Origin of the sequence: Promicromonospora sp. NPDC023805 (assembly GCF_040639635.1) — a bacterium.
In the GTDB taxonomy this organism is placed as follows: Bacteria; Actinomycetota; Actinomycetes; order Actinomycetales; family Cellulomonadaceae; genus Promicromonospora.
This window is the reverse complement of the sequence record NZ_JBFAAH010000003.1, coordinates 273310-299704: the sequence shown is the minus strand read 5'-3', so window position 1 is coordinate 299704 and position 26395 is coordinate 273310. Positions and strand designations below refer to the sequence as shown.

General features: G+C 71.5%; 22 protein-coding genes. 11 read left to right on the top strand and 11 right to left on the bottom strand.

Annotation, left to right across the window (positions count from 1 at the left end):
• Nucleotides 1–116 precede the first annotated feature (116 nt).
• Nucleotides 117–665 carry an MGMT family protein gene (locus AB0F70_RS06175; protein WP_357444723.1) on the top strand — a complete coding sequence of 183 codons (549 nt, stop codon included), beginning with the start codon at nt 117–119 and terminating at the stop codon, nt 663–665.
• 215 nt (nt 666–880) lie between these two features.
• On the opposite strand, the gene AB0F70_RS06170 is transcribed toward AB0F70_RS06175, so the two are convergent.
• Complete coding sequence (locus AB0F70_RS06170) at nt 881–3211, bottom strand: hypothetical protein (RefSeq protein ID WP_357444720.1); 2331 nt, start codon at nt 3209–3211, stop codon at nt 881–883.
• Between the two features lie 175 nt (nt 3212–3386).
• Between AB0F70_RS06170 and AB0F70_RS06165 the strand changes: the two genes are divergently transcribed.
• Nucleotides 3387–6038, top strand: coding sequence for a DEAD/DEAH box helicase (locus AB0F70_RS06165; protein ID WP_357444717.1), 2652 nt, complete (start codon nt 3387–3389; stop codon nt 6036–6038).
• Nucleotides 6039–6112: 74 nt separating this feature from the next.
• Here AB0F70_RS06165 and AB0F70_RS06160 read toward each other — a convergent pair whose 3' ends face one another.
• The 9 genes from AB0F70_RS06160 to AB0F70_RS06120 all read right to left on the bottom strand — a co-directional run bounded on the left by AB0F70_RS06160 (nt 6113) and on the right by AB0F70_RS06120 (nt 12444).
• Nucleotides 6113–6346, bottom strand: a complete 234-nt coding sequence (locus tag AB0F70_RS06160; RefSeq protein ID WP_357444714.1) for a helix-turn-helix transcriptional regulator — start codon at nt 6344–6346, stop codon at nt 6113–6115.
• Nucleotides 6347–6349: 3 nt separating this feature from the next.
• On the bottom strand, nt 6350–7216 hold the full coding sequence (locus AB0F70_RS06155) for an ABC transporter permease (protein WP_357444711.1): 867 nt from the start codon (nt 7214–7216) through the stop codon (nt 6350–6352).
• Nucleotides 7213–8196 carry an ABC transporter ATP-binding protein gene (locus tag AB0F70_RS06150; protein ID WP_357444709.1) on the bottom strand — a complete coding sequence of 328 codons (984 nt, stop codon included), beginning with the start codon at nt 8194–8196 and terminating at the stop codon, nt 7213–7215. The genes AB0F70_RS06155 and AB0F70_RS06150 overlap by 4 nt, the downstream gene beginning before the upstream one ends.
• 54 nt (nt 8197–8250) lie before the next feature.
• On the bottom strand, nt 8251–8640 hold the full coding sequence (locus tag AB0F70_RS06145) for an Rv3654c family TadE-like protein (protein ID WP_357444706.1): 390 nt from the start codon (nt 8638–8640) through the stop codon (nt 8251–8253).
• Nucleotides 8637–8981: a TadE family type IV pilus minor pilin gene (locus tag AB0F70_RS06140; RefSeq protein ID WP_357444703.1), complete on the bottom strand. Its 345-nt coding sequence runs from the start codon at nt 8979–8981 to the stop codon at nt 8637–8639. The genes AB0F70_RS06145 and AB0F70_RS06140 overlap by 4 nt, the downstream gene beginning before the upstream one ends.
• A 3-nt stretch (nt 8982–8984) precedes the next feature.
• A complete protein-coding gene (locus tag AB0F70_RS06135) occupies nt 8985–9206 on the bottom strand; it encodes a DUF4244 domain-containing protein (protein WP_357444700.1) in 222 nt (73 codons plus the stop codon).
• A 150-nt stretch (nt 9207–9356) separates the two neighbouring features.
• A complete protein-coding gene (locus AB0F70_RS06130) occupies nt 9357–10505 on the bottom strand; it encodes a type II secretion system F family protein (protein ID WP_357444697.1) in 1149 nt (382 codons plus the stop codon).
• The gene (locus AB0F70_RS06125; RefSeq protein WP_357444694.1) at nt 10499–11659 is read right to left on the bottom strand and encodes a TadA family conjugal transfer-associated ATPase; all 1161 of its coding nucleotides are present in this window, start codon (nt 11657–11659) and stop codon (nt 10499–10501) included. Before AB0F70_RS06125 ends, AB0F70_RS06130 begins: the two co-directional genes overlap by 7 nt.
• Nucleotides 11656–12444, bottom strand: coding sequence for a pilus assembly protein FlpE (locus tag AB0F70_RS06120; protein ID WP_357444691.1), 789 nt, complete (start codon nt 12442–12444; stop codon nt 11656–11658). The genes AB0F70_RS06125 and AB0F70_RS06120 overlap by 4 nt, the downstream gene beginning before the upstream one ends.
• 290 nt (nt 12445–12734) lie before the next feature.
• On the opposite strand from AB0F70_RS06120, the gene AB0F70_RS06115 reads away from it, so the two are divergent.
• Nucleotides 12735–13565, top strand: a complete 831-nt coding sequence (locus tag AB0F70_RS06115; protein WP_357444688.1) for an HAD family hydrolase — start codon at nt 12735–12737, stop codon at nt 13563–13565.
• A gap of 541 nt (nt 13566–14106) precedes the next feature.
• Here the strand turns inward: AB0F70_RS06115 and AB0F70_RS06110 are convergent.
• Nucleotides 14107–15198: an NADH:flavin oxidoreductase/NADH oxidase gene (locus AB0F70_RS06110; protein ID WP_357444686.1), complete on the bottom strand. Its 1092-nt coding sequence runs from the start codon at nt 15196–15198 to the stop codon at nt 14107–14109.
• A 193-nt stretch (nt 15199–15391) separates the two neighbouring features.
• Between AB0F70_RS06110 and acs the strand changes: the two genes are divergently transcribed.
• The 8 genes from acs (at nt 15392) to AB0F70_RS06070 (ending at nt 26243) form a co-directional block, all read left to right on the top strand.
• Nucleotides 15392–17422 carry an acetate--CoA ligase gene (acs, locus tag AB0F70_RS06105; protein WP_357444683.1) on the top strand — a complete coding sequence of 677 codons (2031 nt, stop codon included), beginning with the start codon at nt 15392–15394 and terminating at the stop codon, nt 17420–17422.
• A gap of 105 nt (nt 17423–17527) precedes the next feature.
• Entirely contained in the window at nt 17528–18535 is a 1008-nt protein-coding gene (mshD, locus tag AB0F70_RS06100) for a mycothiol synthase (RefSeq protein ID WP_357444680.1), read from the top strand.
• Nucleotides 18536–18823: 288 nt separating this feature from the next.
• Complete coding sequence (locus AB0F70_RS06095; protein WP_357444752.1) at nt 18824–21076, top strand: RNA degradosome polyphosphate kinase; 2253 nt, start codon at nt 18824–18826, stop codon at nt 21074–21076.
• Between the two features lie 17 nt (nt 21077–21093).
• The gene (locus tag AB0F70_RS06090; protein WP_357444676.1) at nt 21094–22107 is read left to right on the top strand and encodes an NUDIX hydrolase; all 1014 of its coding nucleotides are present in this window, start codon (nt 21094–21096) and stop codon (nt 22105–22107) included.
• A gap of 83 nt (nt 22108–22190) precedes the next feature.
• On the top strand, nt 22191–22790 hold the full coding sequence (locus AB0F70_RS06085) for a hypothetical protein (protein WP_357444749.1): 600 nt from the start codon (nt 22191–22193) through the stop codon (nt 22788–22790).
• Nucleotides 22791–23124: 334 nt separating this feature from the next.
• Nucleotides 23125–23742: a DUF47 family protein gene (locus tag AB0F70_RS06080; protein WP_116673298.1), complete on the top strand. Its 618-nt coding sequence runs from the start codon at nt 23125–23127 to the stop codon at nt 23740–23742.
• Nucleotide 23743: 1 nt separating this feature from the next.
• Nucleotides 23744–24748: an inorganic phosphate transporter gene (locus AB0F70_RS06075; RefSeq protein WP_357444672.1), complete on the top strand. Its 1005-nt coding sequence runs from the start codon at nt 23744–23746 to the stop codon at nt 24746–24748.
• A gap of 52 nt (nt 24749–24800) precedes the next feature.
• Nucleotides 24801–26243: a sugar porter family MFS transporter gene (locus AB0F70_RS06070; protein WP_357444669.1), complete on the top strand. Its 1443-nt coding sequence runs from the start codon at nt 24801–24803 to the stop codon at nt 26241–26243.
• The last annotated feature ends 152 nt before the right edge of the window (nt 26244–26395 follow it).

Sequence of the window (26395 nt, the reverse complement as noted above, 5' to 3'; positions counted from 1 at the left end):
CAGGCCGACAGATCACTCCAAAGACAGCCCGGAGACGTCAGTCAGTGTCAGGGTCAGACCCGCTGAACGAGGCGAGTACATCATCAACGTCAGTGTGCCCGCCTATCGTGTGGCGCATGGACCGGAACAGGCTCGAGTTCGCGGTGATCCCGACCGCGATCGGTGAGTGCGCGCTCGTCTGGAACGAGGACGCGGAGATCGTCGGCTCGGCGCTGCCCCACGGCGGCGCCGAGCAGGTGCGGGGTGCCGTGCGCAGCTGGTACCCGGGCGCCGTCGAGGCCTCGCCCGCGGCGGTGGCACCGGCCGCCGCGGCGCTCGTCCGGCTGCTCGGCGACGGCGTCGGCGACCTCGCGGAGGTTCCCCTGAACATGAGCGCCGTGCCCGACTTCGACCGTCGGGTCTACGAGGTGGTACGCGCCATCCCCCCGGGCGAGACCCGCACGTACGGCGAGGTCGCGGCCGAGCTCGGCGCGCCCGGAGCCGCCCAGGCCGTCGGGCAGGCCATGGGCCGCAACCCGTTCCCGCCCATCGTGCCGTGCCACCGCGTGCTGGCAGCGGGCCGCCGTGTCGGCGGGTTCTCGGCGCGTGGCGGGCCCCGCACCAAGGTCCGGATGCTGGAGACGGAAGGCGTCTACCTGGAGCAGCCCACGCTCTTCGATCTCTGATCGGTCGAGCCCAGGTCGAACTGCTCGTGGCCGAGCCCGACCAGGCTCGGCGGTGGATCGGCCCGCGTGGTGTGACCGACGGGGTCCTGACCTCGTTCGCCGAACCGAACGGCCGGGTCAGCCGCTGACCTGGACCCCGGAGTGAACGGAGCGGCCGGCACGTCGAGGACGTGCCGGCCGCTCAGTGTGTCAACCGGCGGTGAGTGAGCCGGCTGTCAGCGGATGGGGCCGCTCAGCGGGCTGTAGACCGTCTTGTTCGCGTAGCCCGCGCGTGATCCGGTCACCACTACGGTCACCTGCTTGCCCCGGGCCGACGCCGGAACCCGGAACCGGTAGTAGGTGGCACCCGGCACCGCGACGCCCCCGACCTTCCACTGGTACCGCACGGTGGTCGGCAGCGGGGACCAGGTGCCGCGCACCGCCTGCAGCGTGTAGCCCACCTGCCGGGTGCCGCTGATCGTCGGACGCGGCGCCGAGAACGTGCCGACCTTCACCGGGTCGGTAGCGGGGCTCCGGACGCTCAGGGTCGCGTAGCCGTTCGCGGCGCCCGTGATGGTCACCGATGCCTTCTTGCCCGCCGCCGACGCCGGTACGGTCCACGTCCGCGACGTCGCCCCGGCGACGGCGGCGCCGTTCAGCCGCCACTGGTAGGTGACGGTCGTGGGCGTCGGGGTCCAGGGCCAGCGCTGCGCGGTGAGGGTCCGGCCCACCTGGGCGATGCCGTCGATCGAGGCCGGGCGGGACGTGACGAAGGTCAGCGGCCGCACCGTGACGGTCCGCTGGGTGCTCCATTCCGGAGCGCCAGGGTACGACTGGTACGTGAACGTCAGCGTCTTGGTACCAGCTCCGAGTGCGGGGCCGTCGAGCTCGAGCTCCTCGGTGCGCTCGTCGAACGCCGCGCCGCCGACGACCGTCGAGCCCGACTTCACCGTCACCTTGCCGTACGGGGTGACGGCGTCCTCGCTGAGCGTCACGGACGCCGTGGGCACGTCCCCGAACGTGTACGACGTCGGGCCGGTCACCGTGATGGCGGGCAGGGTGGGAGTCACGCCACCGCCCCCGACGTAGATGGAATAGCTCGTCGTCGAGCTGCGGTTGCCCGCCGCGTCGAGCGCCTCGACCGTCAGGTGGTTCGGCCCCCACCTGGTCGGCGTGACGTTGATGACCGTGTTCTCGGTGGCCGCGACCTCCTGCAGCTGGAGGTCCGAGCTGAGGCCGTACCGGTACTTGACGACATCGTCCGACGAGCTCTTGACGAGGAAGGACCCAAGCTCTCCCACCGCACCGCGCTCGGTGTTCTCGAGATAGAAGGCGTCACCGCCTACCAGTGGTGCCACCACGGGGGCCGCCGGAGCCTCGAGGTCGATGGCGAACGTGCAGGTGGCTGTCGGACTGACCAGGCCGCTGCTGTCCGTACCGAAGACCGACCAGATGTACCGGCCGCTCGTAAGCGTCTCGGACGGTACGTCGACGTAGTGCTCGCCGCTGCGCGGGGACGACTCAGAGCCCTCCCACACCGTGACATCGGGAGACTCCGCCCGGGTGATCCGGAACGTCGCGGTAACCGGGGCGCCCGACGGATTCTGGGGGTCGTTGCTGTTCGGGTCGGGATCCACGATGTGCGCCATGAGTCGCGGCGTTGTGATCCGGAGGATGGGTTCCTGGCTACATGACTCGTTCGAGCCCCGGTAACCGACCCTGAGATCCGTAGGCATGGCCGGCACTCTGTTGAAGCGGACCACGAGCTGGGCGCGCGGCTTGAACGAGTTCCAGCCGCACGACATGCACGTCTCGTCCGCCGCCCTCACGCCCGCCGTCACCGACGACCGGTTGTCCCGCGCGGCGTTGATCGCGAGCTGCGTCGCATCGAAGTCGAAGAAGCCCGTGTATCCGGGCGTCAGCCCGCACTCCGGCCAGTAGAACCTGATGTCGCCGACGCGTCGGTCCGCCGTCCAGGCGGTGGTACTCGCCCAGGTCGTGCCGGCCGAGATCCGGGGCACGTCGTAGAGCTCCAGGTGATTCGGCGTGCAATTTACGTCGTCAAGCCAGGCGTCGTCGCCGTACGCGAAGAGTTCGGCGGAGGTGATGTCCTGGGGCTCCAGGTCAGCGAGGTACTTGATTCCGTCGAACTGCCAGACGAGCCGCTGCACACCCGGCACAGCGCACCCCTCTGCGTACTCGGCGGGGTCGCAGTGACCGACCCACTGGGTACCGGTCCAGTTGTAGCTCGACGGACCGCCCTCGCGAAGAGCGGTCCAGGCAGTCGCCAGCCTCTCGACAGACGAATCGTTCGCCGTCGCCTCCAGCCGCATCCCGCCGTTCGGCTCCGCGAACACCTCCGCGCCGGCACCGGCCGCGCCGAGCACCTCGACGTCGTCGCCGCACGCCGAGGCGAGCTCCAGCGCGGCCGCTTCGCTCTCGGCCGCGCCGTCGCACTCGACCGCTGACGGTGGCGGTACCTCTGCGGACGCCGCGACCGTGGGTGTGACGAACCCCGCGAGCACCAACCCGACCGCTGTAGCTCCGGCTATCAGGGAGCGCTTCATCGTTTCCTCCTGCAGCAACCATTCGACCTGGCGTAACGGCGTGAACCTACCGGCGCGGCGGCGCACCAACCCGCCATTTCGCGGGTGAACTCGGCGGACTTGGGCAAGTTGGTACCGCACGCCACAGGCCGCTCGACCACATCTTGGGGATCAAGCCGGTGCGAGACTGTCCACCGTGTCCGACGCCTCCACCCATCCCCTCCTCGACGTGCTGCTCGCCGGTGGCGCGCGCGCCGAGCGGCTGACGGCGTCGCGCATCTTCCCGGAACGCACCGCCGAGCATGCCGACTGGCCGCGCTGGGCCGACGCCACGGTCGTGCAGGGGTACCGGAAGCTCGGCGTCGAGCGGCCGTGGACGCACCAGGCAGTCGCCGCCGACCTCGTCCACCAGGGCCGGCATACCGCCCTGGCCACCTCTACCGGATCAGGCAAGTCGCTGGCGTTCTGGCTCCCCGCGCTGTCCGCCGTCCGGACCGCTGCCGCTGCCGCCACGCTCGATCCCGGAAACATCGAGTCGGCGCACGTCCGCCCCACGACGATCTACCTCAGCCCCACGAAGGCCCTGGCCGCCGACCAGCTGAACGCGCTCGAACGCATCCTCGAAGCGGCGGGCACGCGCGACGTCCGCGTCGCGACGTGCGACGGCGACACCTCACGCGAGGAACGCTCCTGGGTGCAGGACCACGCCGACGTCGTCCTGACGAACCCCGACTTCCTCCACTACGCCCTCCTGCCGAACCATCGCCGCTGGTCACGCCTGCTCAAGGGGCTGCGCTACGTGGTGGTCGACGAGGGACACGCGTACCGCGGCGTCTTCGGCGCGCACGTCTCCCTGGTGCTGCGGCGGCTCGCGAGGCTCGCGGCGCGGTACGGGGAGGGTTCGCCGACGTTCGTCGTCGCCTCGGCCACGACCGCGCAGCCGGCGGTCAGCGCGGCCCGCCTCATCGGCGTCGCGCCCGACGACGTCACCGCCGTCACCGAGGACGCCTCACCCTCCGGGCGGCGCACCGTCGTGCTCTGGCAGCCGCCGGAGATCGTCGGCTGGCGGCCCGCCGCCGCCGACGGCGCGGACGGCGCAAGGGCGGACGCCGAACCCGAGACCGGCGGATCCCGGCGCGAGCTGTCCGTCGAGGAGCAGACATCGATGCGCCGGGTCGCCGTCGCAGAGCCCGACCCGTGGGCGCTGCCGGCCGACCCGGATCCGCGGCCGACCCCGGAACCCGACCCGGAGGCCGAGCCGGTGGCGACCGAGGCCCCGCCGGAGCATCCGCGCCGGTCCGCGACCTCGGAGGTCGCCGACCTGCTCGCCGACCTGTCCGCGGCCGGCGCTCGCACCCTCGCGTTCACCCGGTCCCGGCGCGGTGCGGAGTCGGTGGCTCAGCAGGCCCGTGACCACCTGCGGCATGCGGCCCCGGACGCCGCCCGGCGGATCGCGGCGTACCGCGGCGGCTACCTCCCGGAGGAGCGCCGCGAGCTGGAGCAGGCACTACGCACCGGCGACCTGCTCGGCCTCGCGACGACCAACGCACTCGAGCTCGGCGTGGACATCTCCGGCCTCGACGCGGTGCTGATCGCCGGCTGGCCTGGCACGCGGATGTCGCTCTGGCAGCAGGCGGGCCGCGCCGGGCGGGCGGGCGCGGACGGCCTTGTCGCGTTCGTCGCGCGCGAGGACCCGCTCGACACCTACCTCGTGACGCATCCAGAGGCGGTGTTCGACGCCCCGCTCGAGGCCACGGTGTTCGACCCCGCGAACCCGCACGTGCTCGCGCCGCACCTGTGCGCGGCGGCCCAGGAGGCACCGCTCCGGTCCGAGGACCTCGCGGCGTTCGGACACCCCGACCACGTCCGCGGGATCCTGGACGTGCTGGTCGCCCGGGGTGCGCTCCGGCGTCGGACGTCCGGGTGGTACTGGACGCACGCCCAGGGTGCCGCGGGCCTCACCGATCTGCGCGGGGCGGGCGGCACGCCGGTGCGTGTGGTGGAGCAGGGCACCGGCCGCATGCTCGGCACGGTCGACGCGGCGTCGGCGGACGGCCAGGTGCACGACGGCGCCGTCTACGTGCACCAGGGCACCACCTACGTGGTGGCGCACCTCGACCTGGCCGACCACACCGCCGTCGTGCAGCGGCGCAGGCTCGACTACGGCACGTGGTCCCGCTCGGTGATGTCAGTGTCCATCGAGGGCTGGGACGAGGTCGCCGAGGCGGCCGGCGACCCGGCCTCCGAGGGCGAGAGCGGGCGTGCGGACGGCCCGGGCCATGACCTGGTCACCCGGGAGTGGGGACCGATCACGTGGGGCCTCGGCCCGGTCGAGGTGACGTCGCAGGTGGTGAGCTTCCAGCGGCGGCGCGTCCCGGACATGCAGGTGCTGGGGACCGAACAGCTGGAGCTGCCCGAGCACACCCTCGGCACCGTCGCCGTCTGGTGGTCGGTGCCCGAGTTCGTGCTGCGGGCCGCCGACATCACCCCCGAGCAGGCGCCGGGTGCGCTGCACGCCGCCGAGCACGCCTCGATCGGCCTGCTGCCGCTGCTCGCGACGTGCGACCGGTGGGACCTCGGCGGGGTGTCGACGGAGCTGCACCCGGACACCGGCGAGGCGACGGTGTTCGTCTACGACGCCTATCCGGGCGGCGCCGGCTTCGCCGAGCGGGCCTACGACCTGGGCGCGACGTGGCTCCGGGCCACCCGTGACGCGATAGCTGCTTGCCCCTGCTCCGACGGGTGCCCGGCGTGCGTCCAGTCGCCGAAGTGCGGCTCCTACAACGCGCCGCTCGACAAGGCGGCGGCCGTACGCCTCCTGGACGCGGTGCTCTCGCACGCCCCCTGACCCCTGCTCGTGAGCGCGACCGTCGCGCCTGGAACGGACGCAAAAGGCGCGACGGTCGCGCTCACAGCCGACACCTACTCGCCGAGGCGTTTGAACGGGGCGGTCGAGAAGACCACCTCCACCGCAACCCCGAAGTACTGCGCGATCCGCAGCGCGAGGTGCAGCGACGGGCTGTACTCGCCACGTTCGAGATACCCGATGGTCTGGTAGTGCACCCCGAGATCCTCGGCGAGCTCCCGCCTGGAGACGCCGCGTTCGGCACGCAGCATCGCTATGCGGTTATGGACGATGTCGGACTGCTCTGCCACTACTCAGTACCCCTGGCTCATGTGACGCTCCCGTGCCGCCGCCACCGTGGAGCCCGACTCCCGACGAGCCATCCTGCGAAGCACGATCGGCGCGAGCACCATACCTACGACAGCCCAGACGCCGAGCACCGCGAACATCTCGAGCGTGCGCCACGACTCACCGACCTCCGCCGACGCCATGGCCTCCGGGAGCATCGCCGACCGGGCGCCCAGCCCGAGCCAGTAGTACGGGAACGCCTGCCCCACCCACTGCAGCCACTCGGGCAGTGCGGTGATCGGATAGAAGATCCCGGACGGGACGATGAGGAGCATCGACCCCAGGAACAGCAGCCCGGTCTGCGACGCCCGCTTGATCAGCGAGCCGAGCGCGACGCTGATCGGGACGGTGGCGACCATCCCGACGAGGAAGATCAGGATCAGCAGCACCCAGGTGCGCGCGTCCAGCCGCAGGTCCCCCGCGACGCTGAACGCCGGGATGACGAGCGCGACCAGGCTCGCCAGCGTGGTCAGCGCGAACATCAGAATCTTGCCGACGAGGTAGCCAACCATCCCGTTGGGCGTCGCCTTCGCCCGGAGGAGTGTGCCGTCCTCCCGGTCGACGGCGATCGTGCTGGCCGGTCCCGTCATCCCACCGAACCCGATCGACATGCCGACCAGGCCCGGCAGCACGCTGGCCCCCAGCGCGAACTCCGTGCCCGGCACGGTACTGCCCCGCATGAACAGCAGGACCACCAGATAGATGACCGGGAAGGCCAGCGTCCAGATGAGGTCGCCCGGTTCCCGCAAGGAGTACTTGGTCTCGAGCCAGCCCCTGGACAGCCCGGCGCGCACGGCCACCCATCGTGCGTCGGTTCGCGTAGTAGTGGTCATGACTGCACCTCCTCGGTCTGCCCGGACGGAGCCTGCTCGGGCTGGTTCGTCTCGGCGCGGTTCGTCTCGGGACTGTTCGTCTCGGCGCGGTGGACGAGCGACATGTACGTGTCCTCGAGGCTGGCCCGCTTGACCTCGAGATCCGTGATGTCCGGGTCGCGAGCCAGCAGCCCGCGGACAAAATTGGTGGGGTCTCCCTCGGTCACGGCGTGCACGTGGCGCCGCCCTTCGGACATCCAGCGCACCTCCGCCTGGGTGGTCAGCTCGCGGGCGAGCTGTTCCGCGGAACCGTTGGCGACGATGGTGCCCTCGTCGAGCACGAGGATCCGGTCGGCCAGCTTCTCGGCCTCGTCCAGGTCGTGCGTGGTGAGCAGGACCGTCGTGTTCTCGAAGTCGGCAAGGCGGTGCACCAGGTCGTGGAACTCCCGGCGGGCGTGCGGGTCGAAGCCCGCCGTCGGCTCGTCGAGAAAGACGAGCTCAGGGCGACCGACGATGCCGATCGCCACGTCCAGGCGGCGGCGCTGCCCACCGGACAGGTTCTGCACCTTCGCGTTGGCGTGCTCCGCGAGGCCGACCATACCGATCAGCTCCTCGACGTCCCACGGCCGCTTGACCTCGGGGGTCGAGTACGGGCCGTAGAACCGCGCGAGATACCCGAGCAGGTCCCGTACCCGCCACCGGCCGTGGTCCCGCCACGACTGGAGCACCACACCCAGCCGCGCACGCCATGCCTCGCCGGCGTGCGCCGGATCCTGTCCGAGTACCGACACCTCGCCGGCCGACCGCATGCGGAAGCCCTCGAGGATCTCGATGGTGGTGGTCTTGCCCGCGCCGTTGGGGCCGAGCAGGGCGAGGACCTCGCCCCGGTGCGCCTCGAACGAGACCCCCGTGAGCACGTCTTTCGTCCCGTATCGCATTCGTAGGTCGCGCACGTCGAGCGCCACATCGCCCGACGGCGGAGGTGGCTTCTGCGCACTCATCGCATCTTCCGTACTTCTCATAGCAGGAATACTACGAGTCGTACTGAACACATGTCACTCCATTTCCGCATCGGATTGGCCAGCATCACCCGCTCGAGGTCCGGCCCGTGCGCTTGCCCGTGCCTCGCCGAGCGCACCACCCGGGCCCGCCGCCGCCCGGGTCGCGACCACCCGCACCACGCCTCCGCCGAGCTCCTCGCAGGTGGCGACCGCCGCCCCGTTGCGCGCCACGGCGGTCCTCGCCGTCCCGCACGGATCAAAGCCGTCCCGCAGCGCGGTCGCGCCGGCGAGTGCGCCGAGATCCGCTGCGGTCTGTGCCGCCCCGCGCGCGTTCTGGGCAGCGCCGAGCGCGGCGATCCCGAACGCGAGCACCAGGACCGCCGCGATGACTCCGAGCACCAGTACCGTTCCGGCCCCGCGCTCGGAGCCCTGTTCGGCGCTCACGGTTCCACCCATGCCGTCGCCGCCCCCGTGGCCTGCAGCGTCCCCGACAGCCAGCCGCCTGCCACCGGCCGCGTCACGGTCACCCGTACCCATCCGCCCTCGTGCGCGAGCGCCAGCTCCGCCTCAGGACCGCCGACCCTGGCCACTACCGCACTCACCGCCGGCCCCTGCTCCCCGATCGCCAGCGCCCGCGCGCCCGCGCGGGCCGCGTCCATAGCGCGCATCTGCGCCGTGGACGCGGCCGCGAGGGTGAGCACGGCGACGAGCACGAGGACCACGACGGGTAGCCCGATGGCCAGCTCCGCCGTCACCGTGCCCCGCTCCGACTCACGCTCCGTCATGGGTCAGCCGATCGTGAGCGCCGACTGGACCAGCGACGTGAGCATCGACTTCACGTCTCCGCCCCTCAGGATGACCATCAGGACACCCGCGAATCCGGCCGCCGCGATCGTCGCGATGGCGTACTCAGCGGTAGCCAGCCCGCGCTCCGACTCACGGTCGTCGATCTCCGCCTGCGCCCGGTCGTCCGGTTCGGGGCAGGCCACCGCTGTCTTTGTCGTTGTCATGTCTTCTCCGTCTCCGCCCGTTTCCGGGCAACCCGGCCCGCACGCGGGCCATCTCTCCATGACCCGCGTAGCGGGTCCCGCCCGCCGTGCGGCGGACGGCATCGGCGCCCCTGAGCGCGCCGAAGCTTTTGATCCCTGCCTGACGTCGGCTCAGCCGGCGAGCAGGTCGATCCCGAGCGCCAGCAGTACGGGAACGAGGCCCACCAGCACGAACGCGGGGAGGTAGCAGGTGCCCAGCGGGAGCACGAGCCGCACCCCGAGCCGTGCGGCTGCGGTCCGCGCGTCGGCTCTCCGTTCGTGCCGTACCTCCTCACCGGCGGCCCGGAGTGCCTCGCCCGGTGCGGCGCCGTCCAGCCAGGCACCGCGCAGCGCCCGGACCATCGGGTCCAGCTCCCCGGAGACTCCGGTCCAGGCGCGTTCCCAGGCCGCTCCGAGCACGAGGGCGTGCCCGGCCCTGGTGAGCACCACCCCGTCGGCCCCACCGACAGCCGCGCCGGTGGCCTTCAGCGCCCGTGGCACGCCGGCCCCGGACCGCAGAGCGGCGGCCACCAGCTCCAGCACGACCTGGACGTCCACGCCTGGCGGGTCGGCACCGCAGGCAGCGGCCACGAGCCGGTCCGACCAGATCCGGCCGGCCACGAGCAGCGCCAGCCCCGCACCCACCGCCAGGCTGCCGATGCCGCCGTCCGTGGCAGTACCCACGGGGTCGGCGCCGAGTGCCCAGCCGAGGAGCCCGCCGACGATCGGCAGCCACATGAGCAGCCGCCCCGTCGTCCGGGGGCCGGCGAGGGCCGCTTCCCGCTCAGCTCTCGACTCGGCCTCCGCGACGAGCGTCCCTGCGACCTGTTCGAGGACCCGGCCGAGCGGCGCGCCGACGTCGAGCGCGAGCCGCGTCGCCGCGACCACCGCCACCGCATGCCGCGCGCCGAGCACCTGGGTGAGGCCGTCGACGTCGGGCACACCCGTGAGGTCCGCGCCCACGCCTACCGCGCGCGACCACGACGCCCCTGGCGACGCCCCCGCCCGCAGGAGCGCCACCACCTGCATCACCACCACCCGGACGTCACCGCCCGGGCCGCGTTCGGCTCGGAGCCTGCGGCCCTGTCGCGCCGCGGACGTCACGTCCCGCGCGGGCCCGACGCCGGCGAGCGTTCCGGTGCGGCCGTCGGTGTCCGGTTCAGCTCCTGGGGCCGGGGTGACGAGGACCTCGCGCACCCGGCGACCGCCGCGCGCCAGCACCAGCCAGGCACCGAGTGCGACGAGCAGCCCCACGCCGAGGGACTCCACGACGCTCACCACGGCCCGTACCTGCCCATCAGTTCGCGCCACGCGCCCGGCTCGACCGCACAGCCACCGTTGCCGTCCCATCGTGCGACCGTCCGGACCTCCAGCTCGCCGCTCGGGCCGCGACCCACCAGCCCGATCTCCGCCAGGTACCGAGCGCCGGTCGACCGACGGAGGTGCAGCACCACGTCCAAGGCGCCGGCGGCCTGCGCGGCCACCGCCTCACGGGTCATCCCCGCGAGGCCCGCGAGCGCCTCCAGCCGGGCGGGCACCACTGCCACGGCGTTGGCGTGCAGCGTCGCGAAGCCGCCGTCGTGCCCCGTGTTCATGGCCATGAGGACCTCGCGGACCTCGGCTCCGCGGCACTCGCCGAGCACTATGCGGTCCGGCCGCATGCGCAGCGCGTTTCGCACGAGGTCGGCGAGGTCCACGACGCCCGCCCCCTCGACGTTGGCGCGACGAGCGGCCAGGTGCACCACGTGCGGGTGCGTCGGCCGCAGCTCGCGGGCCTCCTCGACGGTCACCACGCGCTCGTCGTGGGGCACGAGGGAGAGCAGAGCCGCGAGCAGCGTGGTCTTTCCCGTGCCCGTGCCGCCGCTGATCAGTACGTTCGCTCGCCGCAGCACGAGGGCGCGCAGCAGGCAAGCCCACTGGCTCGGCAGGGCACCGGCGGCCACCAGCTCGTCGAGCGTGAACGCGCGGGTGCGCAGCACTCGCAGGGAGATCACCGCGCCGGCCTCGGCGAGCGGTTCCAGCACGGCGTGCAAGCGGGTGCCGTCCGGCAGGCGCGCGTCCACGGTGGGGCAGGCGTCGTCGAGCCGTTGGCCGCCGAGAGCGGCGAGCCGGACCGCCAGTCCTCGTACCGCGGCAGCCGTACCGAGGTTCACAGTGGCCTGCTCGAGGCCCACCCCCCTGTCGACCCATACGTCGTCCGGCCCGTTGACGAGCACGTCGGTGACGTCGGGTGCGTCGAGGAGTTCCTGCAGCGGCCCCGCTCCGGTGAGCTCGGCGCGGGCGGCGTGCTCCAGGTCCCGGAGCGCGTCGGACCCCAGCACTCGCCCGGAGTCCCGCACGGCGTCGCGGACGGCAGCTCCGGCACCGGTACGACCGGTCGCGAGGCGCGCGCGGACGTCGTCGAGCAGGGAGAGCTCAGCGACGGGCGCGTTCACAGTGCGCCCGCCACGTCGGCAGCGAACCTGCCGAGCGTGGCCCGGTGCGACATCGCCGGCCCCTCGCCCCGTTCGATCGCCCGGGCCAGCCCCGCGTCGCGACTCATCGCCGCCGCTACGGGCAGCCCCAGCGCGGCTGACACGTCTTCCTCGTCGACCGAGCCAGGCGCCGGACCCCGCACCACTACCCGCACATCGGGTACGCCCGCGCCCCGCAGCGCGTCGCGCACTCGCCCCGCGCCCATGATCGCGGGCAGCGTCAGCGGCACCACGAGCAGCGCCGTGTCGCAGCCGGCCAGCAGGGTGCGCACGGCCAGGCCGTCGCTGCCCGGCGCCTCGGCGGCGGCTCCCCTGCCCCGCCGGGTGGCCGAGCCCCAGGCGCCCGGCCGCGGCAGGTCGAGCACCAGGGACTCGCCCGCCCGCACCAGCCCGCGGCAGACGTCGAGCACCACGTCGTCCTCGGGCGGCGCGCCCGAGGCCGTACCGCTCAGCACCGGCACCGTGCCCCAGCGCGGCAGGGCGGCCACCACTCCAGCGCCCTCGACCTCCCCACGCGCCTCGACCAGGTCCGGCCAGCGGGCGCCGCGCCCGCCGTCAACCCCCAGAAGCAGGTCCGTGCCCGGTCCGTGCGCATCGAGGTCGACGAGCGTTGCTCGCTCCCCGCCCCGGCGCAGGCCGTGGGCCACGCACGCGGCCACGACTGACGCGCCCGCTCCACCACACGCGCCGACCACGCCGATCACACGCCCCGGCTCCGGCACCACGCCGCCCACTGTGCTGACCATCGCCGCCTCCTCTGTCCGGGCCGTCCCGGGCTTCCGCCGGGCAGGTGACCCCGTCCTCGCTCCGGGCTGACTGCCCGGGCTCCGGAATCAGGTTGGGCGTTCGGCCCCGGGCCGACGTGCCCCGGTCGGCTCGGCTGTGCACAGGTGGAGGGAATCCATGCTTGTGGTCGGGCTCGCTCCCCCGTCCCGTCGTGACCAGGGTCCGCAGGTCGGGCTGACGAGTTTCATCCGAACAGCGGCACGCGCCGCTGGTGGCCGCCCCGGACGGACGGCGCCGCTAGGCTCGTCGCGTGACCGAGCAGGTTCCCCAGATCGCCACCCGACCGACGTCGCGCGCCCCGCGTACGGCCGCGTTCTTCGATCTCGACAAGACGATCATCGCGACGAGCTCGTCGGCGGCGTTCTCCAAGCCGTTCCTGGCGGGCGGGCTGCTCTCGCACGCCGACGTGCTGCGCAGCGCCTACGCCCACTTCGTCTTCATGATCGGCAACGCCGACGCAGACCAGACCGAGCGGATGCGCTCACATCTGTCGTCGCTCGTGACCGGCTGGAACGTGGAAAAGGTCCGGCAGATAGTCACCGAGACGGTGCACGAGCTCATCGACCCGTACGTCTACGCGGAGGCGGTCGAGCTCATCGCCGAGCATCACGCGGCGGGCAGGGACGTGGTCGTGGTGTCGGCGTCGGCGGCCGTGCTGGTCGAGCCCATCGCCGCCGCTCTCGGCGCGGACCACGTGCTCTCCACCCAGATGACCGTCGCGGACGGGCGATTCACCGGCAAGATCGACTTCTACAACTACGGCGACAACAAGGCGGTGGGCATTCGCCGGCTCGCCGCGCGAGAGCAGTACGACCTCGCCGGAAGCTTCGCCTACTCCGACTCCATCACGGACGCCCCGATGCTGGCCGCCGTCGGCCACGCCTACGTGGTCAACCCGGACCGCGTCCTGAAGCGGCGCGCGGCCCAGTCCGGCTGGGGTGTCCTCGCGTTCACACGGCCGATCGCGCTGCGCCCGCGCATCGAGCCCGTCCCTGTCATCGCGGTGGTCGGCGTGGCGGTCGTGGGTGTCGCCGTCTGGCTGATCTGGCGCGCGGCCCGACGCCGGTCCCGACGCGGCTGAACGCCCGGGGCATGCGCCTCTGACGGCAGCGGCGACCGAGCGACGAGTCAAGGTCGTCCGGACCACCACATCAGGTCAAGCCATGGCAAGGCCAATTATTTTCGCGACCAATTGCCAACATGACAGGAATTGGCAATTGTGAAGATGAGTCCGCTCCGGTTGCTTTTGTTAGCCGAAGGCAGTGTGATTGTGTTCACAGCAAGCATTCAGGGCGGAAGGGACCGTGCTCTGGGTTCCGAAAGGGTGTTGACCCGATCGGACAGCAAGCGAAGAGCACGGTCACCCCGCCCAGCTGGTGAGAGCGACATCCGGCTTGAGGATGCTCCCGGACGTCGTACTCGTAGACCGAGATCTCGCCACCGCAGTGGCCGGGCCCTCGCACTTCCGGATCGCGAACGGAAATTGCGAGGAGCCCGGCCGCACGGCGAATCGTTTCGCGGAATGCACACTCGCTGAAAAAGAATCACCACGCTCACATTCCTCCCGGCGTTGAAACGCCGCAGGCACGGGAATCGCGTTCACCACACAGCCCCGCAGCAGGTCACCGCCACTGCCCGCGTGCATACTGCGGCTGCATTCCCACCCCGGACTCCACCGGCTGGACCCCGATCTTCGCGCCCAGGGTGTGCGCCGCTCGCAGCGGCCAGTACGGATCCCGCAGCGCCTCGCGACCGAGCATGACGGCGTCCGCCGATCCCTCCACGAGGATCTGCTCGGCCTGCACGGGATCGCTGATGAGCCCGACGGCACTCACCGGCAGCCCGGAGACCTCCCGTACGCGGCGCGCGTACGGGACCTGGTAACCCGGCCCGACGGCGATGTTCGCCGGTGCCGCGCCACCCGTCGACACGTCGATCAGGTCCGCACCCAGCGCGCCCAGTCGACCGGCGACCGCCGCGACGTCGTCGACCCCGAGGCCGTCGTCGCGCCAGTCCGTCGCGGACAGCCGCACCAGCACCGGCAGCTCGTCCGGCCAGACGGACCGCACCGCACCGACTGCCTCCTCGACGAGCCGCGAGCGCCCGGCCGGTGAGCCGCCGTACTCGTCGGTACGGGAGTTCGCGAGCGGCGACAGGAACTGGTGGAGCAGGTATCCGTGTGCCGCGTGCACCTCTACCGTGTCGAAACCCGCCTCGCGTGCGCGGCGCGCGGCCGCGGCGAACTGCTCAGGGATATCGGCCACCTGCTCGGCGGACATCTCCGCCGGGGTGTCGAGCCCGGGGAACGGTGCGGGCGACGGGGCGAGGGTCGGCCAGCCGCCGTCGGCCGCCGGCGCCGTGCCCTGCAGCGGGGACCAGGGGCGGAAGGTCGATGCCTTACGCCCCGCGTGCGCGAGCTGGATGCCGATGCGCGCCCCGCGTTCGTGCACGAAGTCGACTGTGCGCTTCCAGGCGACCGCCTGCTCGTCGTTCCAGATGCCCGTGTCCTGCGGCGAGATCCGACCCTCCGGCACGACGGCGGTCGCCTCGGTCAGCACCAGCCCGAACCCACCGGCCGCGCGACTGCCCAGGTGCACGAGGTGCCAGTCGTTCGGCATCCCGTCCGACGCGGAGTACTCGCACATCGGCGACAGCCATACCCGATTCGGGACCGACAGGTCGCGGAGGGTGATCGGTTCGAAGAGGAGGCTCACGCCAGCCTCCAACGTGGCCGGTCCCCGGGCCATTCCGGGTGCCATTCCGGGTGGCCCGACCGGTGTCTCAGGTGGTGACACCGGATTGTGAGGACTGTCACCGTCCGGGACTACACTCACCGACCAGAGAGACGTCAAGGCAGCGCCAAGCACCTGCCTGCAACGAACGCGAAGACGCGCACCGGAGGTCACCGTGACAGACACCAACCCGACGTCGGGCTCGGCAGCCAGCCCCAGCCTCGAGAACCTGCTGCACGAGACCCGGAGCTTCCCGCCCAGCGAGGAGTTCGCGGCTCAGGCGAACGCGAAGGCCGACATCTACGAGAAGGCGTCGGCGGACCGCCTCGAGTTCTGGGCCGAGCAGGCCCGGGAGCTCGTGACCTGGAAGACGCCGTTCACCGAGACCCTCGACTGGAGCGGCGCCCCTGTCGCGCGCTGGTTCGCGGACGGCACGCTGAACGCCGCGTACAACGCGGTGGACCGGCACGTCGAGGCGGGCAACGGCGACCGCGTCGCCATCCACTTCGAGGGCGAGCCCGGCGACACCCGCACGGTCACGTACGCCGACCTGCAGCAGGAGGTGTCCCGCGCGGCGAACGCCCTGACCACGCTCGGCGTGCAGACCGGCGACCGCGTGGTCATCTACCTGCCGATGCTCGTCGAGTCCGTGGTGGCCATGCTGGCCTGCGCCCGCATCGGTGCCGCGCACTCCGTGGTGTTCGGCGGCTTCTCGGCGGACGCCCTCCGTAGCCGCATCGCCGACGCGGAGGCCACGCTGGTCATCACCGCCGACGGCGGTTTCCGCCGCGGCGCGCCGTCGGCCCTCAAGCCCGCCGTCGACGACGCGCTCGCGCCCAAGGACGGCGCCGAGGCGACCACCGTCCAGAAGGTGCTCGTCGTCCAGCGCACCAAGCAGGATGTCGAGTGGGTAGAGGGCCGCGACGTGTGGTGGCACGAGGCGCTGGCCGCCGCCGACCCGGTGCACGAGCCCGTGGCCGTCGAGGCCGAGCACCCGCTGTTCATCCTGTACACGAGCGGCACGACCGGGAAGCCGAAGGGCATCCTGCACACCACCGGCGGCTACATCACGCAGACCGCGTACACCCACAAGAACGTCTTCGACCTCAAGCCGGAGACCGACGTCTACTGGTGCACTGCCGACGTCGGCTGGGTCACCGGCCACTCCTACGTGGTCTACGGGCCGCTCGTGAACGGCGCGACCCAGGTCCTGTACGAGGGCACGCCCGACACCCCGCACCGCGGGCGCTGGTGGGAGCTCATCGAGAAGTACAAGGTGTCGATCCTGTACACCGCGCCGACGGCGATCCGCACCTGCATGAAGTGGGGCGACGACATCCCCGGCGGGTTCGACCTCTCCTCCCTGCGCGTGCTCGGCTCGGTGGGCGAGCCCATCAACCCCGAGGCGTGGATGTGGTACCGCCGCGTCATCGGCGGCGACCGGACCCCGATCGTCGACACCTGGTGGCAGACCGAGACCGGCGCCATCATGATCAGCCCGCTCCCGGGCGTCACGGCGGCCAAGCCGGGTTCGGCCCAGGTCCCGCTGCCGGGCATCGTCGCGACGGTCGTCGACGACGAGGCAAAGCCCGTGCCCGACGGCGGTGGCGGCTACCTCGTGCTGTCCGAGCCGTGGCCGTCCATGCTCCGCGGCATCTGGGGCGACCTGGAGCGCTACAAGGAGACGTACTGGTCGCGGTTCGAGAACCTGTACTTCGCCGGTGACGGCGCCAAGAAGGACGACGACGGCGACATCTGGCTGCTGGGCCGCGTGGACGACGTCATGAACGTGTCCGGCCACCGACTGTCGACCACGGAGATCGAGTCGGCGCTCGTGTCGAACCCCATCGTGGCGGAGGCCGCCGTCGTCGGCGCGAACGACGAGACGACCGGACAGGCCGTCGTCGCGTTCGTGATCCTGCGCGGCACCCACGCGAGCCGGGCGTCGACGCAGGAGGGCGCGGCCGAGGTGCAGAAGGAGCTGCGCGACCACGTGGGCAAGGAGATCGGCCCGATCGCGAAGCCGAAGAAGATCCTCGTGGTGCAGGAGCTGCCCAAGACCCGGTCCGGCAAGATCATGCGCCGCCTGCTGCGCGACGTCGCCGAGGACCGGGCGGTGGGCGACGCCACCACCCTCGCCGACTCCTCGGTGATGGACCTGATCACGGCGGGCCTGGCCGCGCCGTCGGCCGCCTCGGAGGACTGACCCTCGTCCGCTGGTCGAGCCTGTCGAGGCCACGTTCTCGACAGGCTCGGCCAACGGCAAGAGACCTGGTCTCGACAAGTTCGACCAGCGGGAGAAGATGGGCGTATGCGTATCGCTGCCCCCATCGAGATCGGCCCGCTCGACGCCGACGCCCAGCAGGCCGTCCGAGACCTGGCGGCCGCAGCCGAGTCCCACGACGGCGTAGCGCCGCTCTCCGAGCAGCCGCTGCTCAACCTGGGGACGGACGCCGAGTGGATCACGCACGTCGTGGCCCACACCACGTCGGGCAGCACCATCGGCTACGTCCAGGTCGACCGCTCGGGCGAGACCGCGAGCGCCGAGCTGGTGATCCATCCGGAGCACCGGCTGGGCGGGCGAGGCCGCATGCTCCTCAAGACCGCCGAGCGTGACGCGACGCTCCCGTCCCGCTCGGGCGAGCCCGGCCAGCACGGCAAGCAGCTGCGTGTCTGGGCGCACGGTGACCTGGAGGCTGCCCGCGGCTTCGCCCGGGCGGCGGGCCTGCGCCCGGTGCGTGAGCTTCTCTTCCTCACCCGCCCAACCACCCCGACCCGCCCAACCACCCCAGCACGGCCCCTCGAGCAGCCCGCAGCGCCTGAGCTGCCCGCGGCGCCCGCCGGCTATCGCCTGCGCACGTTCCGCCCCGGGGTCGACGACGACGCCTGGCTCCGCGTCAACGCCCGCGCGTTCGCCACCCATCCGGAGCAGGGCCGGATGACCCTCGACGACCTGCGCGCGCGCCAGGCCGAGGAGTGGTTCGACCCCGAGGGCTTCTTCCTGCTGGTACCCGAGGGCGAGGACGCCGCCGAGGGTACGGCCGGCGCCGATCCGGCGGCATTCCAGTGGACCAAGGTCGAGCCGGGCGGGACGGACGGCGCCCGCGACGGCGAGATCTACGCCCTCGGTGTGGACCCGGACCACCAGGGCAAGGGCCTGGGCCGGCTGATGACGGATGTCGGGCTGGCGCACCTCGCACGTACCGGCGCGACGCGCGCCGTGCTGTACGTCGAAGGGGACAACACGCCCGCTCTCGCGACGTACGAACGGGCCGGGTTCACGCGGGCCGCCGTACACGTTCAGTATGCCCGCCCGTGACGAACGCTCTCCGAGAGCGTCACCCACTGTGTACCGAACGGTGACACCATGAACGACATGAAGGACAGCGCTGGGAACACCTCCGCCAGGACCAGGGACAAGAACGGCCGATTCATGAAGCAGAGCCCTCGTACGACAAGCACCGAGAGCATGAACGGTGGACCCGACGGACACCGGGACCGCCCGGGGAAGAGCGCCGACAGGCTGGCGACCGCCGAGGTGGCGGAGAAGACCAAGCAGGCCGCCGGGCCGTCGCCCCTGCCGGTAGGCGCCTCGGCGGAGGACATCATGGATCCGCACGCCGACGCGAGCCTGGCCGCGCACATCGCCGAGCACATCGCGGAGAGCCCGGAGGGGACCAGGCTGCTGGACCCCGTGCTCAGCGGGCCGCTGCCCGTCGACCGGTTCGCGGACCGCGAGCTGAGCTGGCTCGCCTTCAACCAGCGTGTGCTGGAGCTCGCGGAGGACCCGCGCATCCCGCTGCTGGAGCGCGTCCGCTTCCTGGCGATCTTCGCGTCCAACCTGGACGAGTTCTTCATGGTGCGAGTGGCCGGCCTGAAGCGCCGCATCGCTACGGGCATCGCCGTCACGAGTGCGTCCGGGCTCGGCCCGCGCCAAGCGCTGTCGCGTATCTCGGACGAGGCGCACAAACTCATGGAGCGCCACGCCCGCGTGTTCGAGAACGACGTGCAGCCCGCGCTGGCCGGCGAGGGCATCACCCTGGTGCACTGGGGTGAGCTCGACACCAAGGAGCAGGAGCGCCTGCACAAGTTCTTCCGCAAGCAGATCTTCCCGGTGCTCACCCCGCTCGCGGTGGACCCTGCCCACCCGTTCCCCTACATCTCCGGGCTGAGCCTGAACCTCGCAGTGGTGGTAGCGAACCCGGCGACGGGCAAGGAGCACTTCGCGCGCGTCAAGGTGCCGCCGCTGCTGCCGCGCTTCATCGCGGTGGACGCGTCGGGCAAGCCGCGGCGCCCCGGCACCAAGAAGGCCGACCCGCAGCGCGGACCGCTCTCGTTCGTGCCGCTCGAAGAGGTCATCGCGCAGCACCTCGACTACCTGTTCCCCGGTATGGAGGTGCGGGAGAACCACACGTTCCGCGTCACCCGCAACGAGGACGTGGACGTCGAGGAGGACGACGCCGAGAACCTCCTCCAGGCCATGGAGAAGGAGCTGCTCCGGCGCCGGTTCGGGCCGCCCGTACGCCTGGAGATCGCGAAGGACATCAGCCCGCGCATCCGCGACCTGATCGTCCGCGAGCTGGGGGTCAAGGACGAGGAGGTCTACGAGCTGCCCGCACTGCTGGACCTGACGGGCCTCAACCTCATCGCCGACCTCGACCTGACGTCGCTGCACTACCCGCCGTTCGTGCCCTCCACGCACCGCCACCTCGCGGAGGTCGAGAGCTCCAAGCCGACCGACGTGTTCGCCGCGATCCGTCGTCGGGACATCCTGCTGCACCACCCGTACGACAGCTTCTCGACGAGCGTGCAGACGTTCCTCGAACAGGCGGCCGCCGACCCGCACGTGCTGGCGATCAAGCAGACCCTGTACCGGACGTCGGGCGACTCGCCGATCGTGGACGCGCTGATCGACGCCGCCGAGGCCGGCAAGCAGGTACTGGCGCTGGTCGAGATCAAGGCGCGGTTCGACGAGGAGGCCAACATCTCCTGGGCGCGCAAGCTCGAGGAGGCGGGCGTGCACGTCGTCTACGGGATCGTGGGCCTCAAGACGCACTGCAAGCTGTCGCTCGTGGTGCGCCAGGAGCCGGACGGCTCACTGCTGCGCTACTGCCACGTCGGCACGGGCAACTACCACCCCAAGACGGCGCGCCTGTACACCGACCACGGCCTGCTGACCTGCAACTCGGACGTCGGCCAGGACCTGACCCGGCTCTTCAACCAGCTCTCCGGGTACGCCCCGAAGTCGACGTTCCACCGCCTCCTCGTGGCGCCCCGCGCCGTCCGCTCGGGCCTGGTGGAGCGCATCGAGCGCGAGGCCACCGCGGCCCGCGCCGGCCACGAGGCGTGGGTCAAGATGAAGATCAACTCGGTGGTCGACGAGACGGTGATCGACGCCCTCTACCGCGCCTCCCAGGCGGGGGTGCAGGTCGACCTCGTGGTGCGCGGCATCTGCGCGATCCGCGTGGGCGTGCCCGGGCTGAGCGAGAACATCCGGGTGCGCTCCATCCTGGGCCGCTTCCTCGAGCACTCACGGCTCTTCGCGTTCGCCAACTCGGTGGGCCCAGCCCTCGCCGAGGGGCCGGAGTCCGGCCCCGAGGTGTTCATCGGCTCGGCAGACCTGATGCACCGCAACCTCGACCGCCGGGTCGAGACGCTCATCCGGATCTCCGACCCGAACCACGTGGGCGAGCTGCTCGGCCTGCTGGACGAGTCCATGGCCGACACGACGGCGTCGTGGCACCTCCTGCCCGACGGCAGCTGGGAACGTCCGAGCCCGGGTGCGGAGAGCACCGGCCTCCGCGACCTGCAGGCGGTCCTGATCCAGCGGCAGCGCCGTCGGCTCGAGCCTGTCCGGTGACCGGACGGCGGTCCGTGGTGGGCACAGGTCCGACGACGGCGGCCTCCCCCGCCGCGGCTCTGCACACCCCGGTCGTCATGACCGCCGGGGGGCTCGTCTGGCGCCGTCGCTCCGGCGCGCTCCAGGTGCAGCTGGTGCACCGCCCGCGGTACGACGACTGGTCGTGGCCCAAGGGCAAGCTCGAGATCGGGGAGTCCTTCCAGGGCGCCGCGATCCGCGAGGTCGGTGAGGAGACGGGCAAGGAGATAGTGCTCGGCCGGCCCTTGCCGGGCCTCCAGTACCTGACTCCCGACGGCACGGTGAAGCGCGTGCACTACTGGGCGTCGCGCCGCGTCCGCAAGGGACGCGACAGCGCGTCGCTCACGGCGCGTGCTCCCCTGGCGCCGGTCGACCGGGACGAGGTCGACCGTACCGAGTGGTTCGACGTGGACGAGGCCGAGCAGCGCCTCACGCGGACGTCGGACCGGGGCCCGCTGAACGCCCTGGTCGCCGCCGAGTCCGAGGGTGTGCTGCAGACCCGGACGCTCGTCATCGCGCGGCACGGCCGGGCCGTTCCGCGCACCGGCTGGCACGGCGCGGAGCGGGACCGCCCGCTCACCCCGCTCGGGCACGGCCAGGCGGCGGCACTGGTCCCCGTGCTGGCGGCCTACGGCGTCGAGCACGTGATCAGCTCCCGGTGGGAGCGGTGCGCCACCACCATCGACCCGTACGTGAGGGCCGCGAGCCTGCGGCCGAGCTACAGCGAGTACCTCACCGAGGCCCAGCACGAGCGGTCACCGTCGCGCGTCGCGGCGACCGTGCGCGCCCTTCTGGAGGAGACCACCGAGTCCTCGGTCATCTGCACCCATCGCCCGGTCCTCCCGACAGTGCTCGACGTGCTGGGCAGGCACGCGTCGCGCGCGGTGGCGGACGGGCTGCCGTCGAGCGACCCGTTCCTCGAGCCCGGGGAGCTGCTCGTGGCGCACGTCGCCGACACCACCTCTGGACCCCTGGTGGTGGCCACCGAGAAGGTGACTCCGCTGGTCTGGTGACCGTGGTGGTGGACACACGTGCTACTTCGGGCGCACTATCGGTCACCATGAGCAGCGACAAACGACCGCCCAGACGGCCGGCCATGCTGGACCCCCGGGACGCCGACGCGCTTCCCGGGGAGGTGGACCCCGCGATGCGCGACGAGGTGGCGCACGCGACCGCACGCGCGCTGGTGGACCGGGCGCGCACCACCGAGGACCCGGCTGTGGTGCAACGGCTCATCCACCTGGTCGAGAACGAGGGCCTCGACACTGTGGCGGGCCTGTGGGCGGACGCCGCCGCCGTCTCGCTGCCCGGCGCGCTCTGGCGCCTCTACGTGCTGCGCGAGTGGGTGCGCCGCGACATGCCTACCGTCATGCTCCGGTATCGGCTGGGTGTGGAAGCCGCCCCGGTCCAGGAGGCCGTCGCGGGCGTCCCGAGCCCTCCGGAACCGGGCGACCTGCAGATCCTTGCCGACGCGGTGCTCTCCGGCGTCTTCACCGGCGACCTCGCCGTCGCCCTCGAACGGGCCGGCGCGTTCTGCCGCATCCTGTCGACCGGAGCCGCGTTCGACGCGGACTCCCGCGAGGTCGCCGACCCCACCGGCGCCACCCGGATGACCCGCAGTGCGAGCTCCCTGCTGCGCACCGCCGAGGAGCTGGAACGGGCCGGAGGCCTGTGGCGCACCGGCTCTCTCGAGTAGGCCGACAGCCTGTCAAGTGGCGTTCGCCCTCAGCGCTGTGACGTCAGACCCCCTTGGCAGATCCCCGCACGCGATTAGGATGGTGCAAGCGACGCCGGGCTGCGGATGCCCCGGGCTCCACCTCAAGCCGCTACGAGCGGCCCCGCGCCGAGAGGCGCTCCCGGTTCGGCGTCGCTCCAGCTTCCCTTCCCGGCCGACAACGCAGTCGACGGAATCCTGCCCGCACATCTGTGCCCTTTGTCACGGGCTACCAAAGCGCAACCTTGCAAATTGGCGATAGTCGGCAAGCGCTCTACGCTGAGCCTGTTCCAGAGCCCTTAGAACGGGAGCCCTCGTGCGCCTTACTCCGCGCGATACCAAGTACTTCGATCTTCTTGCCGACCTGGCCCAGCATCTGGTCCGGGGCTCGTCCCTCTTGGCGGAGCTGCTCGGTGCGGACCGGGCCGGACGGGAGAAGCTCGCCGACGAGATGCACGAGGTCGAACATCTCGCCGACGACGCTACGCACTCGATCATGCGCCGCCTGAACCAGACGTTCGTCACGCCGTTCGACCGCGAGGACATCTCCGGTCTGGCCTCGGCGCTGGACGACTGCATGGACGAGATGGACGAGGCAGCGGAGCTCATCGTCCTGTACAAGGTCGAAGGTCTGCCCGACCGCGTGTCCGAGCAGGTCCAGGTGCTCCAGCGGTGCGCGGAGCTCACGGCGGAGGCCATGCCACGCCTACGCTCGATGGACAAGCTCGCCGACTACTGGGTGGAGGTGAACCGCCTCGAGAACCAGGCGGACAAGCTGCACCGCAAGCTGCTCGCCCAGCTCTTCGACGACTTCGCCGGCGACCCGGTCCTGCTCATGAAGCTGAAGGAGATCGTGGAGGTTCTCGAGAACGCCGCGGACAGCTTCGAGAAGGTCGCGAACATGGTCGAGACCATCGCCCTCAAGGAGTCCTGAGTTGGAGGTCGCTCTCGTCGTCCTCGTGGTGGCGCTCGCCCTGAGCTTCGACTTCACCAACGGCTTCCACGACGCCGCCAACGCCATCGCGACGTCGGTGTCGACGCGGGCCCTGACCCCGCGGGTCGCGCTCGTCATGGCGGCAGTCATGAACTTCGCCGGAGCGTTGCTGGGCACGGAGGTCGCGGAGACGATCGCGACGTCGATCGTGAACCTCGAGGGCGCGGGCACGCACGCCGAGCTCGCCGTCGTGCTGTGCGCGCTGCTCGGGGCGATCGTGTGGAACCTGATCACGTGGTGGTTCGGCCTGCCGTCATCGTCCACGCACGCCCTGATCGGCGGACTCGTCGGCGCGGGCATCGCGGGCGGCATGAGCGTCTACTGGTCCGCGATCGTGGACAAGGTGGTCCTGCCCATGATCATCTCGCCGCTGGTGGGCTTCGGCCTCGCCTTCGCGGTGATGGTCGGCGTCATGTGGATCTTCCGCTACGCGGCACCGGCCAGGACGAACCGCCGCTTCCGGATCGCGCAGACGGCGTCGGCGGCCGCCATGGCGCTGGGCCACGGCCTGCAGGACGCGCAGAAGACGATGGGCGTCATCTACCTGGCCCTGCTGACCGTGGGCTGGGCCAACGCGGACCAGGGCATCCCCCTGTGGGTCAAGCTCTCCGCTGCGGCCGCCATCTCCGCGGGCACCTACTCGGGCGGCTGGCGGATCATGCGCACGCTCGGCCGCAGGATCATCGAGCTCGACCCCGCACGCGGCTTCGTCGCCGAGTCCGTCTCGGCCCTCGTGCTGTACGTCAACGCGTTCATGCTGCACGCACCCGTCTCCACGACGCACACCATCACCTCGGCGATCATGGGCGTCGGCGCCACCCGCAGGCTCTCCGCCGTGCGCTGGGGCGTCGCCAAGAACATCGCCGTCGCGTGGGTGCTCACCATCCCGGCCGCCGCCCTCGTGGCAGCGCTCGCGACGTGGGCGCTCTTCCCGTTCCTGACCTGATCAGGACGGCTCCCCGCGCGACTCGCACAGGGTGAGACTTAGCATCGATCGTATGAGCACCGCCTCCACGGCCCCGACTGCGGGCGCCAGATCAGCCCACCGCAAAGCAACGGCCCTCGCCATCGCCGCAGCGGTGGGCGGCTTCTTGTTCGGCTTCGACAGCTCCGTGATCAACGGCGCGGTGAACGCCATCGAAGGCCAGTTCTCCCTGGACCCCTCGGTCACCGGACTCGTGGTGGCCGTCGCGCTGCTCGGCTGCGCGCTCGGTGCGTGGGCCGGCGGGCGGCTGGCCGATCGCTGGGGCCGCACCCACGTCATGGTGCTCGGCGCGATCCTGTTCTTCGTGTCGTCGATCCTGTCCGCCATCGCGTTCTCCGCGTGGGACCTGGCCGTCTGGCGCTTCATGGCCGGCGTGGGCATCGGCATCGCGTCCGTGATCGCGCCCGCGTACATCGCGGAGATCGCGCCCGCTGCCATGCGGGGCCGCCTGGGCTCGCTGCAGCAGCTCGCGATCACCGTCGGTATCTTCGCCGCGCTGCTCTCGGACCAGATCCTCGCCGAGTCTGCCGGCGGCGCCGCCAACGTGCTCTGGCTCGGCTGGGAGGCCTGGCGCTGGATGTTCCTGGTGGCAGTGGTCCCGGCCGCCGTCTACGGCATCCTCGCGCTGCGCATCCCGGAGTCGCCGCGCTACCTCGCCGCCAAGGGGCGCGACGACGACGCGCGGGCCGTCCTGGCCAGCGTGCTGGGCCCCGACGAGGACGTCGACGACCGCCTCGCCCAGATCCACCACAGCATCGCGGTCGACGAGGCCAACACCAACCAGGCGTCGCTCCGCGGCAGCGCCCTCGGGCTCAAGCCGATCGTCTGGGTGGGCATCCTGCTGTCGGTGTTCCAGCAGTTCGTCGGCATCAACGTGATCTTCTACTACTCGAGCACGCTGTGGCAGGCCGTCGGGTTCGACGAGAGCCAGGCCTTCCTGGTCTCCACCATCACGTCGATCACCAACGTCGCGGTCACGTTCATCGCCATCGCCCTCATCGACAAGGTGGGCCGCCGCCCGCTGCTGCTCATCGGGTCGGCAGGCATGGCGGTGTCGCTGGGCCTCATGGCCATCGCGTTCACCCAGGCGACCGGCTCGGGCGACGACATCTCGCTCAGCGGCCCCTGGGGCGTCATCGCCCTGATCTGCGCCAACGCGTTCGTCGTCTTCTTCGGCGCCTCGTGGGGCCCGCTCGTCTGGGTGCTGCTCGGCGAGATGTTCCCCAACCGCATCCGGGCCGCCGCCCTGGGCGTCGCAGCGGCCATGCAGTGGATCGCCAACTTCGCCATCACCCTGACGTTCCCGCCGATGCTCGCCGCCTTCGGCGCCAGCGTCCCGTACCTGATGTACGCGGCCTTCGCGGCGCTGAGCTTCTTCTTCGTGCTCACCAAGGTGCCCGAGACCAAGGGCATGGAGCTCGAGGACATGGGCGAGGAGAGCCGCACCAGGGCCTGACCCGAGCGCACCACCCGGCCGACCGACGACGGCGCCGTCCCCACCACGTGGGGGCGGCGCCGTTCTCATGCCCCCGCCGCCCGTCCGACCGAGCGTGTCGCGCAGGTCACATACCGGCTGACCAGCCGACACCCGCAGAACGCTTGCGTTGG